15 protein-coding genes and 1 tRNA gene are annotated in these 14,480 nt (G+C 66.1%); 6 read left to right on the top strand and 10 right to left on the bottom strand.

Annotated features, from left to right (window positions below; translation table 11 throughout):
* Nucleotides 1-100: 100 nt before the first annotated feature.
* On the bottom strand, nucleotides 101-742 hold the full coding sequence (locus BRC58_05080; protein PSP17919.1) for a YdcF family protein: 642 nt from the start codon (nucleotides 740-742) through the stop codon (nucleotides 101-103).
* Between the two features lie 60 nt (nucleotides 743-802).
* Nucleotides 803-1,510, bottom strand: a complete 708-nt coding sequence (locus BRC58_05075) for a 2-C-methyl-D-erythritol 4-phosphate cytidylyltransferase (protein ID PSP17918.1) — start codon at nucleotides 1,508-1,510, stop codon at nucleotides 803-805.
* 67 nt (nucleotides 1,511-1,577) lie between these two features.
* Here BRC58_05075 and BRC58_05070 point away from each other — a divergent pair, with 67 nt between their 5' ends.
* Both BRC58_05070 and BRC58_05065 read left to right on the top strand, forming a co-directional pair.
* Nucleotides 1,578-2,540, top strand: coding sequence for a glycosyltransferase (locus BRC58_05070; GenBank protein PSP17917.1), 963 nt, complete (start codon nucleotides 1,578-1,580; stop codon nucleotides 2,538-2,540).
* Nucleotides 2,305-3,117: a D,D-heptose 1,7-bisphosphate phosphatase gene (locus BRC58_05065; protein PSP17916.1), complete on the top strand. Its 813-nt coding sequence runs from the start codon at nucleotides 2,305-2,307 to the stop codon at nucleotides 3,115-3,117. Before BRC58_05070 ends, BRC58_05065 begins: the two co-directional genes overlap by 236 nt.
* On the opposite strand, the gene BRC58_05060 is transcribed toward BRC58_05065, so the two are convergent.
* The 4 genes from BRC58_05060 to BRC58_05045 form a co-directional block, all read right to left on the bottom strand.
* The gene (locus BRC58_05060; GenBank protein ID PSP17915.1) at nucleotides 3,114-3,839 is read right to left on the bottom strand and encodes a serine/threonine protein phosphatase; all 726 of its coding nucleotides are present in this window, start codon (nucleotides 3,837-3,839) and stop codon (nucleotides 3,114-3,116) included. The genes BRC58_05065 and BRC58_05060 overlap by 4 nt on opposite strands.
* Before the next feature lie 3 nt (nucleotides 3,840-3,842).
* A complete protein-coding gene (locus BRC58_05055) occupies nucleotides 3,843-5,594 on the bottom strand; it encodes a hypothetical protein (GenBank protein ID PSP17914.1) in 1,752 nt (583 codons plus the stop codon).
* A 59-nt stretch (nucleotides 5,595-5,653) separates the two neighbouring features.
* Nucleotides 5,654-5,998 carry a hypothetical protein gene (locus BRC58_05050; GenBank protein ID PSP17913.1) on the bottom strand — a complete coding sequence of 115 codons (345 nt, stop codon included), beginning with the start codon at nucleotides 5,996-5,998 and terminating at the stop codon, nucleotides 5,654-5,656.
* An 81-nt stretch (nucleotides 5,999-6,079) separates the two neighbouring features.
* Entirely contained in the window at nucleotides 6,080-7,621 is a 1,542-nt protein-coding gene (locus BRC58_05045) for a hypothetical protein (protein ID PSP17912.1), read from the bottom strand.
* 168 nt (nucleotides 7,622-7,789) lie between these two features.
* Here BRC58_05045 and psbZ point away from each other — a divergent pair, with 168 nt between their 5' ends.
* From psbZ to BRC58_05030, 3 genes are all read left to right on the top strand, one after another.
* Entirely contained in the window at nucleotides 7,790-7,969 is a 180-nt protein-coding gene (psbZ, locus tag BRC58_05040) for a photosystem II core protein PsbZ (protein ID PSP17911.1), read from the top strand.
* A 9-nt stretch (nucleotides 7,970-7,978) separates the two neighbouring features.
* Nucleotides 7,979-8,542 carry a 6,7-dimethyl-8-ribityllumazine synthase gene (locus tag BRC58_05035; GenBank protein PSP17910.1) on the top strand — a complete coding sequence of 188 codons (564 nt, stop codon included), beginning with the start codon at nucleotides 7,979-7,981 and terminating at the stop codon, nucleotides 8,540-8,542.
* A gap of 41 nt (nucleotides 8,543-8,583) precedes the next feature.
* Nucleotides 8,584-8,655: transfer RNA gene (locus BRC58_05030), tRNA-Gly, on the top strand.
* Between the two features lie 402 nt (nucleotides 8,656-9,057).
* Here BRC58_05030 and BRC58_05025 read toward each other — a convergent pair.
* On the bottom strand, nucleotides 9,058-9,912 hold the full coding sequence (locus BRC58_05025; protein PSP17909.1) for an acyl-CoA desaturase: 855 nt from the start codon (nucleotides 9,910-9,912) through the stop codon (nucleotides 9,058-9,060).
* Nucleotides 9,913-10,009: 97 nt separating this feature from the next.
* Between BRC58_05025 and BRC58_05020 the strand changes: the two genes are divergently transcribed.
* Nucleotides 10,010-11,245: an aluminum resistance family protein gene (locus BRC58_05020; protein PSP17908.1), complete on the top strand. Its 1,236-nt coding sequence runs from the start codon at nucleotides 10,010-10,012 to the stop codon at nucleotides 11,243-11,245.
* Nucleotides 11,246-11,247: 2 nt separating this feature from the next.
* Here the strand turns inward: BRC58_05020 and BRC58_05015 are convergent, their stop codons facing one another.
* The 3 genes from BRC58_05015 to BRC58_05005 form a co-directional block, all read right to left on the bottom strand.
* Complete coding sequence (locus BRC58_05015) at nucleotides 11,248-12,849, bottom strand: 2-isopropylmalate synthase (protein PSP17907.1); 1,602 nt, start codon at nucleotides 12,847-12,849, stop codon at nucleotides 11,248-11,250.
* Nucleotides 12,850-12,906: 57 nt separating this feature from the next.
* Nucleotides 12,907-13,422, bottom strand: a complete 516-nt coding sequence (locus tag BRC58_05010) for an NYN domain-containing protein (GenBank protein ID PSP17906.1) — start codon at nucleotides 13,420-13,422, stop codon at nucleotides 12,907-12,909.
* Between the two features lie 142 nt (nucleotides 13,423-13,564).
* Nucleotides 13,565-14,404, bottom strand: coding sequence for a sulfurtransferase (locus BRC58_05005; GenBank protein PSP17905.1), 840 nt, complete (start codon nucleotides 14,402-14,404; stop codon nucleotides 13,565-13,567).
* Nucleotides 14,405-14,480 lie beyond the last annotated feature (76 nt).

The following is a 14,480-nucleotide window of genomic DNA, read 5'->3' as shown; positions in this document are numbered from 1 at the left end:
TCAAGGTGCTATTCCGGCTACTTATCGAGCATGACATCTTTAAATTTTCGATGCTACGCCAGTACGGGTTCGTTCACGTGTAAGTTGTGATTGCTATAGATTACCTCGAAAATAACAAAAGAGGAATAGTCTTCAAGAATATCTCTTTATCTGTTTTAAGAGTGCTCAGCCATTGCGCCAGGCCAGCACCCGTGCGGCCCGTAGCCAGCCACAGCAGCGACCGGAGGGCATCCCGCGCTGCACGCTGCCAGTCCTCCGGCGATCGCGAGGTGGGCACCGCCAGCGGGGTCACGGCAATGCCGCGGCTGCCCAACACCAACACCGCGATGGTGCGGGCGCGTCGCATGTGGTAGTCCGAGGTCACCACGTACAGGTGCTGGATCCCGGCCGCTTGGAAGGCCTCGTTTTGTAGCAGGCAGGTGAAGTTGGTCACCGTGTCGGTGGGGCAAAAATCCGGGTGCAGGCGATCGCGGGCCACCCCTGTCTGGCGAAAGGCAGCTCGGTTGGCCGGCCACGTCTGCTTGGGTGCCGAGATCCAGGCCTCGAGCTGCGGGCGCTGGCGCAACAACCGCGCCGCCCGCTGCATGCGCTCGCTGCCGCCTCCACCTAGTACCAACACAGCCTCTGGCTGCGGCTGCTGCTGCCGTGCCCGGGCCAACTGCAGCGGAATGACGCTGGCTGCCCCCAACAAGCCCAGCGCCAGAGCTGCGCCCAACCACCGCCACCTGGGTCGCCGTGCCATGGCCTCTGTTGCGCTTCGCCCACAATAGTGACGGCGGCGATCACGCCGGCGTGCCCGCCCTCAGGAGGGCCGCCGCTGCGCCGGCTGCACCAACTGCTGCCGCAGCAGCGCTTCGGCGACGGCCAGATCCGCCTGCGTGGTGACCTTGAGATTGGTCTCCTCACCCTGGATGGTCCGGACCGGGAGCTGGCAGCGCTCGAACAGGGCGGCATCGTCGGTGACCTGCCAGCCGCGGGCGCGGCCCTGGTGGTGGCACTGCCGCAGCCGCGCCACCTCAAACCCTTGTGGCGTCTGGGCCGCCCACATCCGGCGCCGATCCGGAGTCTGCTCGATGCGGCCGTCGCCATCCACCATCTTGACCGTGTCTTTGACCGGGACCGCCGCAATCAGGGCCTGGCAGCCATCCAGGGCCTCGCCGCAGCGATCCAGCAGCGTGGAGGTCACTAGGCAGCGCGCCCCGTCGTGGATCAGCACGCGCTCGGCCTGGGACGGCAGCGCCTGCAGCCCGTTGTAGACCGAGTCCTGGCGCGTCTCGCCGCCGCGGATGAATTGAATGGCCTGGGGCAGCCCCACCTCGCTGGCAATGGCCTCAAAGGCCTCAAAGTCCCCCGGTTGGCCGATCAGCCCCACCCAATGAATGGTGCTGGCCTCGCGCACGGCTAGCAGGGTCCAAGCCAATAGGGGGCGATCCAACAGCCTCAGCAGCAGCTTGTTGCGATCGCCGCCCATGCGGCTGCCCAAACCGGCCGCAGGAATCAGTAAATGCATGCTCGGCTCGTCCGGATGCCCAACGTGCTACGCTCGCTTACCGTCGTGCCCGTAGCTGACCCGCGCCATGCAGATCCTTGCCCTCGTCCCCGGCGGCATTGGCGACCAGATCCTGTTTTTTCCCACCCTGGAGACGCTCAAGCAGCAGTACCCGCAGGCCATCGTCGACGTTCTGGTCGAACCGCGCGCCCGTGGCGCCTACCGCGTCTGTCCGCACGCCGACTCCGTGCTAACGTTTGATTTCAAAGCCCGCAACGGAGCTGCAGACTATCTTAATTTATTGGGCACCCTGCGCGATCGCGAGTACGAAGCGGCCCTGGCGCTGGGCCGCCGCTGGACCGTGGGGCTGCTGCTGTGGTTGGCGGGCATTCCTACCCGCGTGGGCTATCAGACCCAGTCCGACTGGTTCCTGACCGATCCGGTCCCGCTCAAGCCCGAGCAGTACGCCGCCGAGCTCTACCACGACCTGCTGCAGGGGTTGGGCATTGCCGCGCCCTGTCCGCCGCCGCGCCTAAGTTTCCCTCAGCCCGACATTGACTGGGTGGAGCGCGAGCAGCAGCGGTTGGGCATTGCCGGCAGCCGCTACGTGCTGCTGCACGGCGGCAGCAGCCGGCTGGCTGCCGATAAGGGCATCGACAAAACCTATCCCACCCAGAAGTGGCAGGCGATCGTCCGCGACATCCGCGACAAGCAGCCCGATTTGCCCATCGTGCTGCTGCAGGGCCCCGAGGACCGCGACTGGGTGGCCGCCATGCAGCAAGCCGACCCCGAGCTCAAAACCACCGCCCCGCCCGATGCGGGCAAGCTCGCCGCCACCATCGGCGGCAGTAGCTTGCTGCTGTGTACTGATAGCGCCCCCATGCACCTGGCCGTGGCTACCGGTACCTACACCATTGCTTTGTTCGGCCCCACTGACCCCGACAAGCTCCTGCCCCCCGAGCGCGATCGCTGCGTGGGCATCGCCTCGCCCACCGGCAACATCGCCGACATTGCACCCGAGACAGTGCTGGAGGCAGTGTGGGGTGGCTAGGGCGGCCGTCTTTCTCGATCGCGACGGTGTGCTCAACCGCGAGGCCGGCTACCTGCACCAGGTCGCGGACTTAGAACTCATTCCCGGTGCGGCGCAGGCGCTGCGCCAGCTCAACCAGCAGCAGTGGTTCTGCTGCCTGGTCTCCAACCAGTCCGGCCCGGCCCGCGGCTACTACAGCTGCGCTCACGTCGAGGCCCTGCACCGCCGGCTCAGCCGCTGCCTGCACGCCCAGGCCCGAGCCTGGCTCGATGCCATCTACTACTGCCTGGACCTGCCGCCCACTGCCGGCGGCTGCGTCCCAGAATTTGCCCGCTGGAGCGCGTGGCGCAAGCCCAACACGGGCATGCTGGTGGCTGCGGCCTGGGCCCATGATCTGGACCTGGGGCGCAGCTTTGTCGTCGGCGATAAAGCCACCGACATCGATTTGGCCCATAACGCCGGCGCCACTGGGATTCTGGTGCGCACCGGCTATGGGGACTCGGTCCTGGCGGGCCGCTACCAGCACCCCAGCGCCCCCGATGCCGTCGCCGCCGATTTGGGTGAGGCGGTCCGCTGGATCGGGCAAGCTGCCGTCTAGGACGGCGCCGCGACCGCCACGGCGGTAATGTTGTCCGAGCCGCCGCGCGCCTTGGCCGCAGCAATTAGGACCTCGACGGCGGCCTGGCAGCTGTCGCTGGCCTGCCAGCTGTCGCGAATCTCGGCATCGGTGAGCTCGCCGTTGAGGCCGTCGCTGCACAGCAGCCAGCGATCGCCGGCCTGCACCGCCAGTGGTGCAACCTCGGGCGTTGGCGGCGGAGTCTGCCCCAGGCACTGCACCAGCAGGTTGCGGTAAGGGTGGCTGCGGGCCTGCTCGGGGGAGAGCTCCCCGGCGCGCACGGCCTGGGCTGCCCAGTTGTGGTCGGCGGTGAGCTGGACTAGCTCGCTAGCGCGCAGCCGATAGAGGCGCGAATCGCCCACGTGAGCGCACCATGCCTGCTCCTCGCGCAGGGCCAGCGCTACCAGAGTGGTGCCCATCTGCGAGCGCTCCGGGTGTTGGCCCTGCTCGGTGGTGATGGCGGTGTTGGCCGCCGCGATGGCCTCGACCAGCAGCGCGCCCGGGTCGGTAGCGGTGTCCCAGTCCTGGGCGAGGCAATCGCGCACCGTGGCAATGGCGAGCTCGCTGGCGCGCTCGCCCCCGGCGTGGCCGCCCATGCCGTCGGCCACCAGGAAAAAGCGCCCTTGCGGGTCGCTGCAGTAGCGGTCCTGGTTGCTGGCGCGCACCCGGCCGCAGTCGCTGGCACCGGCAAAGCTGGGTTGCATGGGCTAGGACATGCGGTCCATGCGATCCAGACGCCGCACCAGCCGCCAAAAAGCAAATCCGGCGCCAGCGGCCCCCACAACCACGACCCCAGCCAAAATGGCGTAGCCGTTGACCAGCAAGATCGTCGCCGAGAGCGTCAGGGTACTGGCAATCAGCGTGTAGTTGGTTCCCTGCTGGATGCCGCTGAGGCGGCGCAGGATGCGATCGGATTCGATCGAGCGCACCCGCACGCGCAGGTCGCCGCGCTCGAGCTTGTCGATGGTCTCGTCCAGGCGCCGCGGTAGGCCCAGCGCCGTGTTGCTAGCTTGGGCGGCCTGGCGCCCAAGCTCGTCAAAAACCGTGTTGCCGCTGCTGGATCGGCGTGCCATCAGATCGGACGCAAAGGGTTGGGCGACCTCCATTATGTCAAAGTCGGGATCCAGGCCCTTGCCTACCCCCTCTAGGGTGGAAAAGGCCCGCATGACGAAGGTGAAGGTGGCCGGAAAGCGAAAGGGTTGGTCGTAGGCGATCTCGTAGAGGTCGTCGCCAATTTCGCTTACGGATTGCGCCTCGAAGGGCTGGTCCATAAAATGATCCAGCATGTACTGGATCGAGCGCCGCACGGGGCCCATGTCCTCGCTTGGGGCCAGCGCGCCCAGCTCGATCAGCGACTGCATCACCCGCTCGGCGTTGCGCTCGCTAATGCCGAACAGGGTCTCCATCAGCCCAGCGCGGACGTCGCTCTCGATCCGCCCCATCATGCCGAAGTCGTAGAAGATCAGCTCCCCTTGCGGGCTCGCGGCCAGGTTGCCGGGGTGGGGATCGGCGTGGAAAAAGCCGTTGTTGAGCAGCTGTTCCAGGTAGGTCTCGGCGCCCCAGCGGGCCAGGCGCTTGCGATCCAGCCCGGCCGCGTCCAGGGCCTGGTGGTGGCTGATTTTGATCCCGGGCACGTACTCCAGCGTCAGCACCCGCAGCGAGGTGTAGCGCCAGCAGACCCGAGGTACGCGCACGCGCGCATCGCCGCGAAAGTGGCGGCGGAAGGTATCGGCATTGCGGCCTTCGTTGAGATAGTCCGCCTCCTGCCACAGGATGCGGCAGCACTCGTGGTAGACGCCCAGCCAATCGCGCCCGCGCCCCCACTGCGGGTGGTTGTGAACGTAGCGGGCCACCTGCTCCAAAATGGCCAGATCGATGCTAAACAGCCGCTTGAGGCCCGGTCGCTGCACTTTGACCGCGACCTCCTCGCCGTTGTGGAGCTGGGCTTTGTGCACTTGCCCCAGGCTGGCCGAGGCCATGGGCGTGGGCTCGAAGCTGGCAAAGAGCTCGCCCACCGGCTTGCCCAAATCCGCCTCGATAATGGCAGCGGCCTGCTCGTAGTCGAAGGCGGGCACCCGGTCCTGGAGCTTGGAGAGCTCCGTGACGTACTCGGTGGGAAGTAGGTCGCCGCGGGTGGAAAACAGTTGGCCCAGCTTGATGAAGGTTGGGCCCAGCGCGAGCAGGCTGTCGCGGATCCAGACCGCTAGCGCCTGGCGGCGGGCCTGCCGCTTGGCCTCGCTGTAGCCACCCAGATAGCTCCAGCGCTGGCCGTCCAGCCACAACCGCAGCAACAAGCGCGCGGCAAAATGCCAAATGTCCAAGCGCCGCCGTGCGGGCGAATAGTTCTCGCGGTTCCACCGGTATTGGGGAGACTTGGCCCACCGGCGCGCGGGGTGCCAGGCAATGGGGCGGAAGGCGTATTTGAGCGAGCGTTTGGAGTCCTGAGACGCGACAGACACGCTAATTCCTAACGAAATGGGCCCGAGCTGCCGGTCAGATTAGCAGCGCCGGGAGCGCTTTAGGCCGATTGGTGGTTGTTGTAGTGGTTGAGCTCGGTCCGGACGCTGGCAATGGAGGCGCGGAGCTCGTCAATAGTGGCCTGCAAGTCCTCTGGATTGTCGCTCGCGCTGGGGTTTGAGGGGGTCGCAGCCGTCGGAGCCGGGCCAGTGCCGGCGTGCGTGTTGGCCTCCCGCTCTGCGCGCGCCACGACTTCCTCGCTGAACTGCCGAATCCGCTCGCGCTGCTCGGCATCGAATTTGCCCAGCTCGCTCAAAACTTCGGTTAAGCCCGTCTCTGCTTTCTCACCCAAGACTTCAGCCAGGGCCCGACCGACGAAAAAGGCGTGTAGGGTAGGGTTTTGCATGGCCGACTCCCAACCGCACCGATAAACATTTCGTAACAAATTATATCTTGCTTTTAATCCTAACGGAAGGGGCTAGGGCAGCTAGCCGTGGGGGCTGCAGGCTTGTAGGTAGGCGATCGCCTGGTTGCGGATCTCCGTCTCGGTGGGAGCGTCCCCAATAACCCCGTCTAGGCAAGCCGCCCGCGCCGCCCCCAGCAGCTGCGCGAACTGGGGACCGGGCGCGTAGCCCAGCGCCTTGAGGTCGCGGCCGCTCAGCGGCGATTCCACCCGCGACCAATACTGCCGGTAGCACCACACGGCGCGCCGCTGGGCGGGCGGCAGCCGCACGCCTACCAGCAGCAGCAGCGGCGCCCCGTACAGGCACAGTAAAGCCTCGGCTTCGCTGGGCAGGTAGCCGTACTGCTCCAGCCGCTCGCAGGCACGGCGCAGCGCGGACGGCGGTTGGGGCTCGTACTGGCCCTGGTAGTGCAAGAGGGCGCCGCGCTCGGCCTGCCGCCGGTCGGCTAGGGCCCGGCGATCGCGTTCGGGGCGCGCCTGGTAGGCGCGCAACCCCGCCCGGATCTGCTGCCAGGCGTCCTGGAGCTGCGCTAGACGCTGCCGGCTTTTGCCGGGTAGCGCCAGCTCGGCCGCCACCCGCGGGCGATCGCGGGGTGGCAGTCCAGCCAGTAGGGCCTCCAGGCGCAGCTGCCCGTGCGCCCACTGGCCCTGGGGATCCCAGCGCGGCAACCAGCGCGCCAGGCGGTGCAGCTGTCGCCACTGGCCCGCATCCAAGCTCAGTTGGGGGTGGAGGCAGCGTAGAGCGTCCAGCTGCGCCAGCTGCCGCAGCGCAGGCTGCCAGTGAGGGGCTTGCGCGATCGCTTGCAGCTCGGCCCCGAGCCGCGCTTGCAGGGCTGGGGCGCGACCGCTGCGGTAGCGCTCGTAGGTGCCGCTGGCGGTAGCGCGGCGGGCGGCTGCTGCCGTCTCGGGGGCGAGTTCGAAGCTCAGCCGCGTGGCGTATTTGACGGCCCGATAGATCCGGGTGGGATCGTCGGTGAAACTATCGGCGTGCAGGATGCGGATGCGGCCGACCTGCAGGTCGGCCAGCCCGCCGAAGCGATCCAGCAGCACGTCGGCATTGGGGCCGTTGAGGCCCAGGGCCAAGGCGTTGATGCTGAAATCGCGCCGGGCCAGGTCCTCCCCGATAGCGCTGGGTTCCACCTCGGGATTGGCCGCCGGGTGGAGGTAGACTTCGCGCCGCGCCGTAGCCACATCGAGCTCGAGCGAGCCCAGCGCCGGGTGCGCGTGCCAGTGCAGGGCTGCGGTTTGGAAGGCTTGGTGCAGCTGCAGCCGAGCTTCCGGGTACTGCACGTGTAGCGCGCGCGCGATTGCCAGGCCGGCCCCGGCCTCAGCCGCGCGATCGCAGCCGTCGGCCACCAGATCCAGCTCCTGCCCGCCCAGCGGCACCTGCGGTGGCGCCAGCAGCCAGTCCCGGACGGCACCCCCCACGGCGTACAGGCACCAGCCGCGCTCGCCGGCCGCTCGGGCGGCATCGTCCAGCAGCTGTCGCAGGGCCGCAGGCAGGCGCGCTCGCCATCCTGGCAACCCCGCCTCGGCCGCGCTCAGGCGTTCGGGCGTGCGGGCCATGTTATAAAAATAAATAAAGGCAATCGCAGCAGCGCACCGCCGCCGGGCCAGTTAATAATTCCTTACACCAGGCTGCCGGCGGGATCTGATAGGTTAGCTGCCACGGAGAAGCGCTCCGTGCGGGCGTTTTCTGCCATCGTGCAAGGCTGCGTTGGGAGAACGAAGCTGATGCTCATCCTATTTCAACTCGCGCTAACGGCGTTGGTCGTGCTGTCATTCGCCTTGGTCATTGGGGCGCCGGTGGTTTTGGCCGGGGGCAACAACGCCCAACCCATTCTCTACGTGGGGTCCAGCATTTGGGTGGCGCTGGTCCTACTGGTGGGCGTGTTGAACTTCTTTGTGGTCTGAGCGGCCCGCATGGCAGTTTTTGAAGGCCATCTTGCCCCCGATCCGGGCTCGCTGCGGCTGGCGGTCGTTATCGGCCGCTTTAACGATCTGGTGACGGGCAAGCTGCTGGCCGGCTGCCAGGACTGCCTCAAGCGCCACGGCCTCGATACCAGCCCCGAAGGCGACCAGATCGACTACGCCTGGGTGCCGGGCAGCTTTGAAATCCCGCTGGTGGCGCGGCGGCTGGCTTCGTCGCGGCGCTACGACGCCATCATCTGCCTGGGGGCGCTCATTCGCGGCGAGACGCCGCATTTTGATTACGTTGCCAGCGAGGCGGCCAAAGGCATTGCCGCGGCGGGCTTCCAGAGCGGCGTACCGGCAATCTATGGCATCGTCACTGCCGAGACCATGCAGCAGGCGCTCGAGCGGGCGGGCGTCAAAACCAACCAGGGTTGGGACTACGCCATGAACGCGCTCGAGATGGCCAACCTCATGCGGCAAGTGCCGCCAGCGGCCGATCACGAGCTCGCCCCGGACGGTACCTCCCCCGTGCTGCCGGTCTCGGAGGACCCAGAGCGCTCGCAAGCGCATTGACAGCGCCCCAATGGCTGTGACACATTAAGTAGCGCAAACGGGCGGGTATAGCTCAGCGGTAGAGCGTCACCTTGCCAAGGTGAATGTCGCGCGTTCGAATCGCGTTACCCGCTTTTAGCCACTTGATCGCATCAGGCAGCCCCGCTGGCTCGCGCGCTGGGGCTGTCTGACGTTTTCTCCATCGCCCATCGCGAGCGCCTGCTGTGCCTTCCCGGCAAGCTCGGCCCCTGGATCTGGACGCCGTCTATCCTTGCCCTTGCCGCCGCGGCGGACAACTGCGGCGCATTGCCCTCACCGAGGCGCTGGGCTGTGATCGCTGCCAGCAGATTTTTACCCCCGTGGCCGGGCGGCCGGCCATCGAGCAGCCCAGCAGCTACCCCGCCCGGCGCGTTTGGCGCTGGCGGGGAACGCCGGGCGCGCGCTTTTGGGGGTGGCCCCTTATAGCGGCGATCGCGCTGGTGCTGCTGGCGGTTTGGATCCCGCTGGCGCTGCGATCGCCAGCGCCTTGTTGCTCGCTATTGCGATGGGTTGGGCGTACCGGCCTTAGCGCTGGCCGGGGGCAGCTTGATGTGGCGTGCTAGGCCCAGGGCCTGCAGGACCCGAACCATCCCCCAGGTGAGGTCGATCTCCCACCAGCGCAAGCCATGGCGGGCCGAGTAGGGATAGGCGTGATGGTTGTTGTGCCAGCCCTCGCCGTAGGTTACCAAGGCCACCCACCAACAGTTTTTGGACAGATCGTCGCAGTCAAAGTTGCGGTAGCCGAAGGCGTGCGTGGCGCTGTTGACGAACCACGTGCAATGGAATACGGCCACTAGGCGAACGAAGACGCCCCAGACGACAAAGGGCCAACCCCCCAACAGGTAGAGCAGTCCGCCCAAAACGACCTGCAGCGAAATAAAGTTCCTTTGTAGAAAGCGATACACCGGATCGCCGGCGATGTCTTTGGTGTAGCGGTACACGGCGTGGTTGGCCGGAATGTCGTAGAGCATCCAACCCATGTGGCTCCACCCAAAGCCAGCGTTGGCATTGTGGGGGTCGGGCTCGGTGTCGGAGTAGCGGTGGTGCATGCGGTGCAGCCCTACCCAATTGATGACCCCACCTTGGGCCGAGAGCGTGCCGCAGGTAACCAGCAAGTACTCCAGCCACTTGGGCACTGTAAAGCTGCGATGGCTGACCAGGCGGTGAAAGCCTAGCGTTACTCCCAATCCGCCGGTTATCCAGTGCAGCAGCAGCGCCACACCCACGGCGGGCCAGCTAAAAGTGGCCGGCCACAGCGCGAGCAGCGCCAGGGCGTGGATGGCGCCCAGGTAGAAAACGACCGACCAGAGCAGTTTTCGGGGCGGAGCGGGAGAAGTTGATGCGCTCGTCATGCAATTATCTCAAGCGGTGCGGCAGAATTCGAACTCGAGCGTTGGCGTTCCCCTCTAAGGGGAAACGTACGCTGGCAAGCGCGCGCTTGGGTGGCCTATGGACCGTTGGCAGCTGCTATCGCAAGTCGAGACCGAACTCGTCCCGATCTTCGGCGAAATTGACGCCCAAGTCAAATACAATCTTGCCAAAGTCCTGGAAGCCTTTCGGGCCTACCGGCTGGGCAGCCGGCACTTTGCCGGCAGCACCGGCTACGGACACGACGATCTGGGGCGCGAGACCCTCGATGGCATCTTTGCCCGCGTGGTGGGGGCTGAGGCAGCTCTCGTGCGCGGCCACTTTGTCTCGGGGACCCACGCGATTACCTGCGCGCTGTTTGGCGTCCTGCGCCCGGGAGACGAGATCCTGGCCGTTGCGGGTTCCCCCTACGACACGCTGGAGGAAGTCATCGGCCTGCGCGGGCGCGGGCAGGGATCGCTGCGTGAGTTCGGCGTCGGCTACCGGGAGCTGCCGCTAACAGAAGGCCAGCGCCTCGACTGGGCGGCGCTCGAGGAGGCTGTGGGCGCCAACACGCGCCTAGTCCTGATCCAGCGCTCCTGCGGCTACGCCTGGCGCGAGAGCCTATCCATTGCCGACATTGAGGGCATTGTCGCGCGCGTCAAGCGCCAGAACCCGGAGGCGATCTGCCTGGTCGACAATTGCTACGGCGAGTTCGCCCAAGCGCAGGAACCGCCTCAGGTAGGCGCCGACCTCATCGCGGGCTCGCTGATCAAAAACCCGGGCGGCACGCTGGCTCCCGCCGGCGGCTACGTGGCCGGCCGGGCCGATCTGGTGGAGGCAGCCGCCTGCCGGCTGACCGCGCCCGGCATTGGCAGCGCCGGCGGCGCCACGCTCGCTCCCAACCGGTTGCTGTTCCAAGGGCTGTTCCTGGCGCCCCAGGTAGTGGGCGAAGCCCTCAAGGGCAACCACGCTATGGCGCGGGCTTTCCACCGCCTGGGGTATGCCGTTAATCCCGGCCCTGCGGATCCCCAGCGCGATGTCATCCAAGCCATCCGGCTGGGCTCGCGCGATAAATTGGTGGCGTTTTGCCGCGCCCTGCAGCAGCACTCGCCGGTGGACGCGCACCTGGAGCCGGTGCCGGCCCCCATGCCCGGCTACGACAGCGAGTTGGTCATGGCCGGCGGTACCTTCGTTGAGGGCAGCACGGCCGAGCTGTCGGCGGATGGCCCCCTGCGCGAGCCCTACATTGCCTTCTGCCAAGGCGGCACGCACTGGACGCACGTCTTGCTGGCGCTGGAGGCGGCGATCGCAGCCGTGGGCCCCGCCGATGCCTGAGGCTATTGCTGGGTCACGGCCTGTTGCGAGGCCGCCGGCTTGCTCTGGGCGTGGGAGAGGCGGTTGAGCGCGTTGACGTAGGCGTGGGCCGAGGCCACGATGACATCGGTATTGGCGGCGTGGCCCGAATAAATCCGCTCCGCGTGCCGCAAGCGGATGGTGACCTCGCCAATGGCATCGAGGCCAGCGGTCACCGAGTTGACCGAGTACTCGATCAGCTCGTTGGGCACGTTGACCAGGCGGTTGATGGCCTTGTAGACAGCATCGACCGGCCCCGTGCCGATGGCAGCATCCGTGCGCTGCTCGCCTTCGGGGGTGTGGAGCGTGACGGTGGCGGTGGGGCAAGCGCTATCGCCGCAGGAGATCTGCACCAGCGATAGGCGGTATAGGGCCGGCGCTTGCTGGATCTCGTCGTTGACAATGGCCTCAATGTCCCAATCGGTGATGGCTTTTTTGCTATCGGCCAGTTCTTTGAAGCGCAAAAAGGCTTTGCTTAGCTCGGCCTCGCCCAACTCGAAGCCCAGCTCGGCCAAGCGGGCGCGAAAGGCATTGCGCCCCGAGTGCTTGCCCAGCACGATCTGGTTGTTGCTCCAGCCAATGTCGTTGGCATCCATGATTTCGTAAGTTTGGCGGTTTTTGAGGACGCCGTCTTGGTGGATGCCCGATTCGTGGGCAAAGGCATTGCTGCCCACGATGGCCTTGTTGGGCTGGACCATTAGCCCGGTCAGGTTCGAGACCAGGCGCGAGGTTTTGTAGATCTCCTGGGTGTTGATGCCGGTTAGGGGCGCCTCGCTCTCAGGCGGGCGTCCCAGATAGGCGTTGAAGTACGGGCGCCGCACGTGCAGCGCCATGACGATTTCTTCTAGGGCCGCGTTGCCCGCGCGCTCGCCGATGCCGTTGATGGTGCACTCGATCTGGCGGGCGCCGTTCTCCACCGCCGCTAGCGCGTTGGCCGTTGCCAAGCCCAGATCGTTTTGGGTGTGGATGGAGAGAATGGCTTGGTCGATGTTGGGTACGTTGTCTCGGATGCCGCCGATGAGCGCGCTGATGTGGTGCGGCGTGTCGTAGCCTACGGTATCGGGGATGTTGATGGTGGTGGCCCCAGCGGCGATGGCCCGCTCGATTACCTGATATAAAAACGCCGGATCCGTGCGGCTGGCATCCATGGGCGAGAACTCGATGTCACCCACCAACGAGCGGGCGTAGCCCACCATTTCCTCAGCCAGCGCCAGAACCTCGGCTTGGTTTTTTTGTAGCTGGTACTGCAGGTGGATGGCCGAGGTGGACAAAAACACGTGGATGCGGGCGCGCGATGCGGGCGCGAGCGCTTCGGCCGCCGTTTGAATGTCGGCCTTTTTGGCCCGCGCCAACCCACAGATGGTGGGACCATCCGCTTGGCCCACCGTTTCGGCAATTTGGCGCACGGCCTGGCAGTCCCCCTGGCTGGAATAGGGGAAGCCAGCCTCCAGCACATCGACCCCCAACCGCGACAGCTGCCGGGCGATCGCCAGCTTGTCGTCGGCGCTTAGGGTGGCGCCCGGCGACTGCTCGCCATCGCGCAACGTGGTATCGAAAATGGTGATGTGATCGGGTTGCGTGCTCATGGCCCATCCCCTGGCAGCGGGCGGCTCCTTCTGCTTTCCAGACTAAATGATCGCGGGCTACTCGGCTTTTTCGATGCAGGCGCGGATGTCGTTGAGATCGATGTAGCGATCGGCGGCGTTGCGCAGCTCGCGCGCAATCATGCCCTCAGTCGAGACAACCGTGATGTGAGTGTTTTTGGAGCGCAGTAGCTCGATCGCACGCTCGAAATCGCCATCGCCGCTCAAAAGCACCACGCGATTGTACTGATCGACGGTATTGAACATGTCGATGGCAATTTCAATATCCAGGTTGGCTTTTTGCGAGTAGTGCCCGGAGCGATCGTCGTAGTAGGCTTTGAGAATTTTGGTTCGGACGGTATAGCCCAGGCTAATTAGGGCATCGCGAAAGCCGCGCTGGTCTTGGGCGTCTTTGAGTCCGGTGTACCAAAAGGCATTGACGAAGCGGATGTCAGGGCCGTTGCGGAAATGATCCAGCACCAAGCGCGGGTCGAAAAACCAGCCATTTTTTTGCTGGGCGTAGAACATGTTGTTGCCATCGACAAAGATCGTTAGCCGATCGAGCGCACAGACCATAGGAATAAGCTGTAGCCATTGTTATAACCAGCACCGCGCGAGCGGGGAATCCTCCATCTTAACATCGATAACTAATCGTCCCAAGGGATTGGTATCAGCTGCCTTTATAAGGCCAGCTGCTCCTGGCCCAGGGGCGGCGCCGTTACTCGCTGCCTGTGGCGATCACGCCCGAGCGGGCGCACCACTCGCTCCAGCCCCCCGGATAGAGCCGGGCGTCAGTTACGCCGGCCATCGCCAGCGAGAGCAAGTTGGCGCAGGCCGTGACGCCCGAACCGCAATAGACGATGGTTTCGGTGGCGCCGGTGTGCCCCTGCCAGCGCTGGCGGTGCTCGCTCGCCGGCCGCAGGTGGCCTTGCGCGTCAGTCGCGTGCTGCCAGGGCAGGTTGATGGCACCGGGGATGTGCCCGGCCGCGGGATCGAGCGGCTCGCGCTCGCCCCGATAGCGCGCACCATCGCGCGAGTCGATGAGGGCGACCCCGGCCTGGTGCTGGCACGCGCGCACCCGCTCCCCATGGGCAATTAGCTCGGGCCGCGGTTGCGCGTCGAAGCGGCCCGAGCGTGCGGCCGGGATGCGGCGCTCGATGGGATAGCCGCCGGCCTGCCAGGCCGAGAAGCCCCCATCCAGCAGCGCTACCTGCTCGTGGCCCAGATAGCGCAGCAGCCACCAAAAGCGGGCCGCAAAGGCGAGGTGGCTGTCATCGTAGGCCACCACCCAGCTCCGGCCGCGCTCGATGCCAGCGCGCGCCAATGCGTCGGCGAGTTGCTCGGGGTCTGGTAGGGGGTGGCGTCCGCTAGCGGGCCCGGTGGGGGCCGAGAGATCGCGCTCCAGGTCAAAGTGGTAGGCACCGGGGATGTGGCCGCGCTCGTACTGCCGGCGGCCGGCGCCAGGATCGCTGAGATCGAAGCGGCAGTCGGCGATCCCCACCTCGCCCAATCGCTGGGCCAGCCACGCTGGCGGAACTGCCCAAGGCCAATCGCGCATGCTAGCCGGCGCGCTCGCGTGCCCCCATGCTAGTGCGCGCGGCGCGATAGCGTGGTCGGGCAGCTAGGCAGCGAGC

Source organism: Cyanobacteria bacterium QS_8_64_29 (assembly GCA_003022125.1).
In the GTDB taxonomy this organism is placed as follows: Bacteria; Cyanobacteriota; Cyanobacteriia; order Cyanobacteriales; family Rubidibacteraceae; genus QS-8-64-29.
Note: the sequence above shows the minus strand (reverse complement) of the source record. Positions and strands in the feature narration are given on the sequence as shown.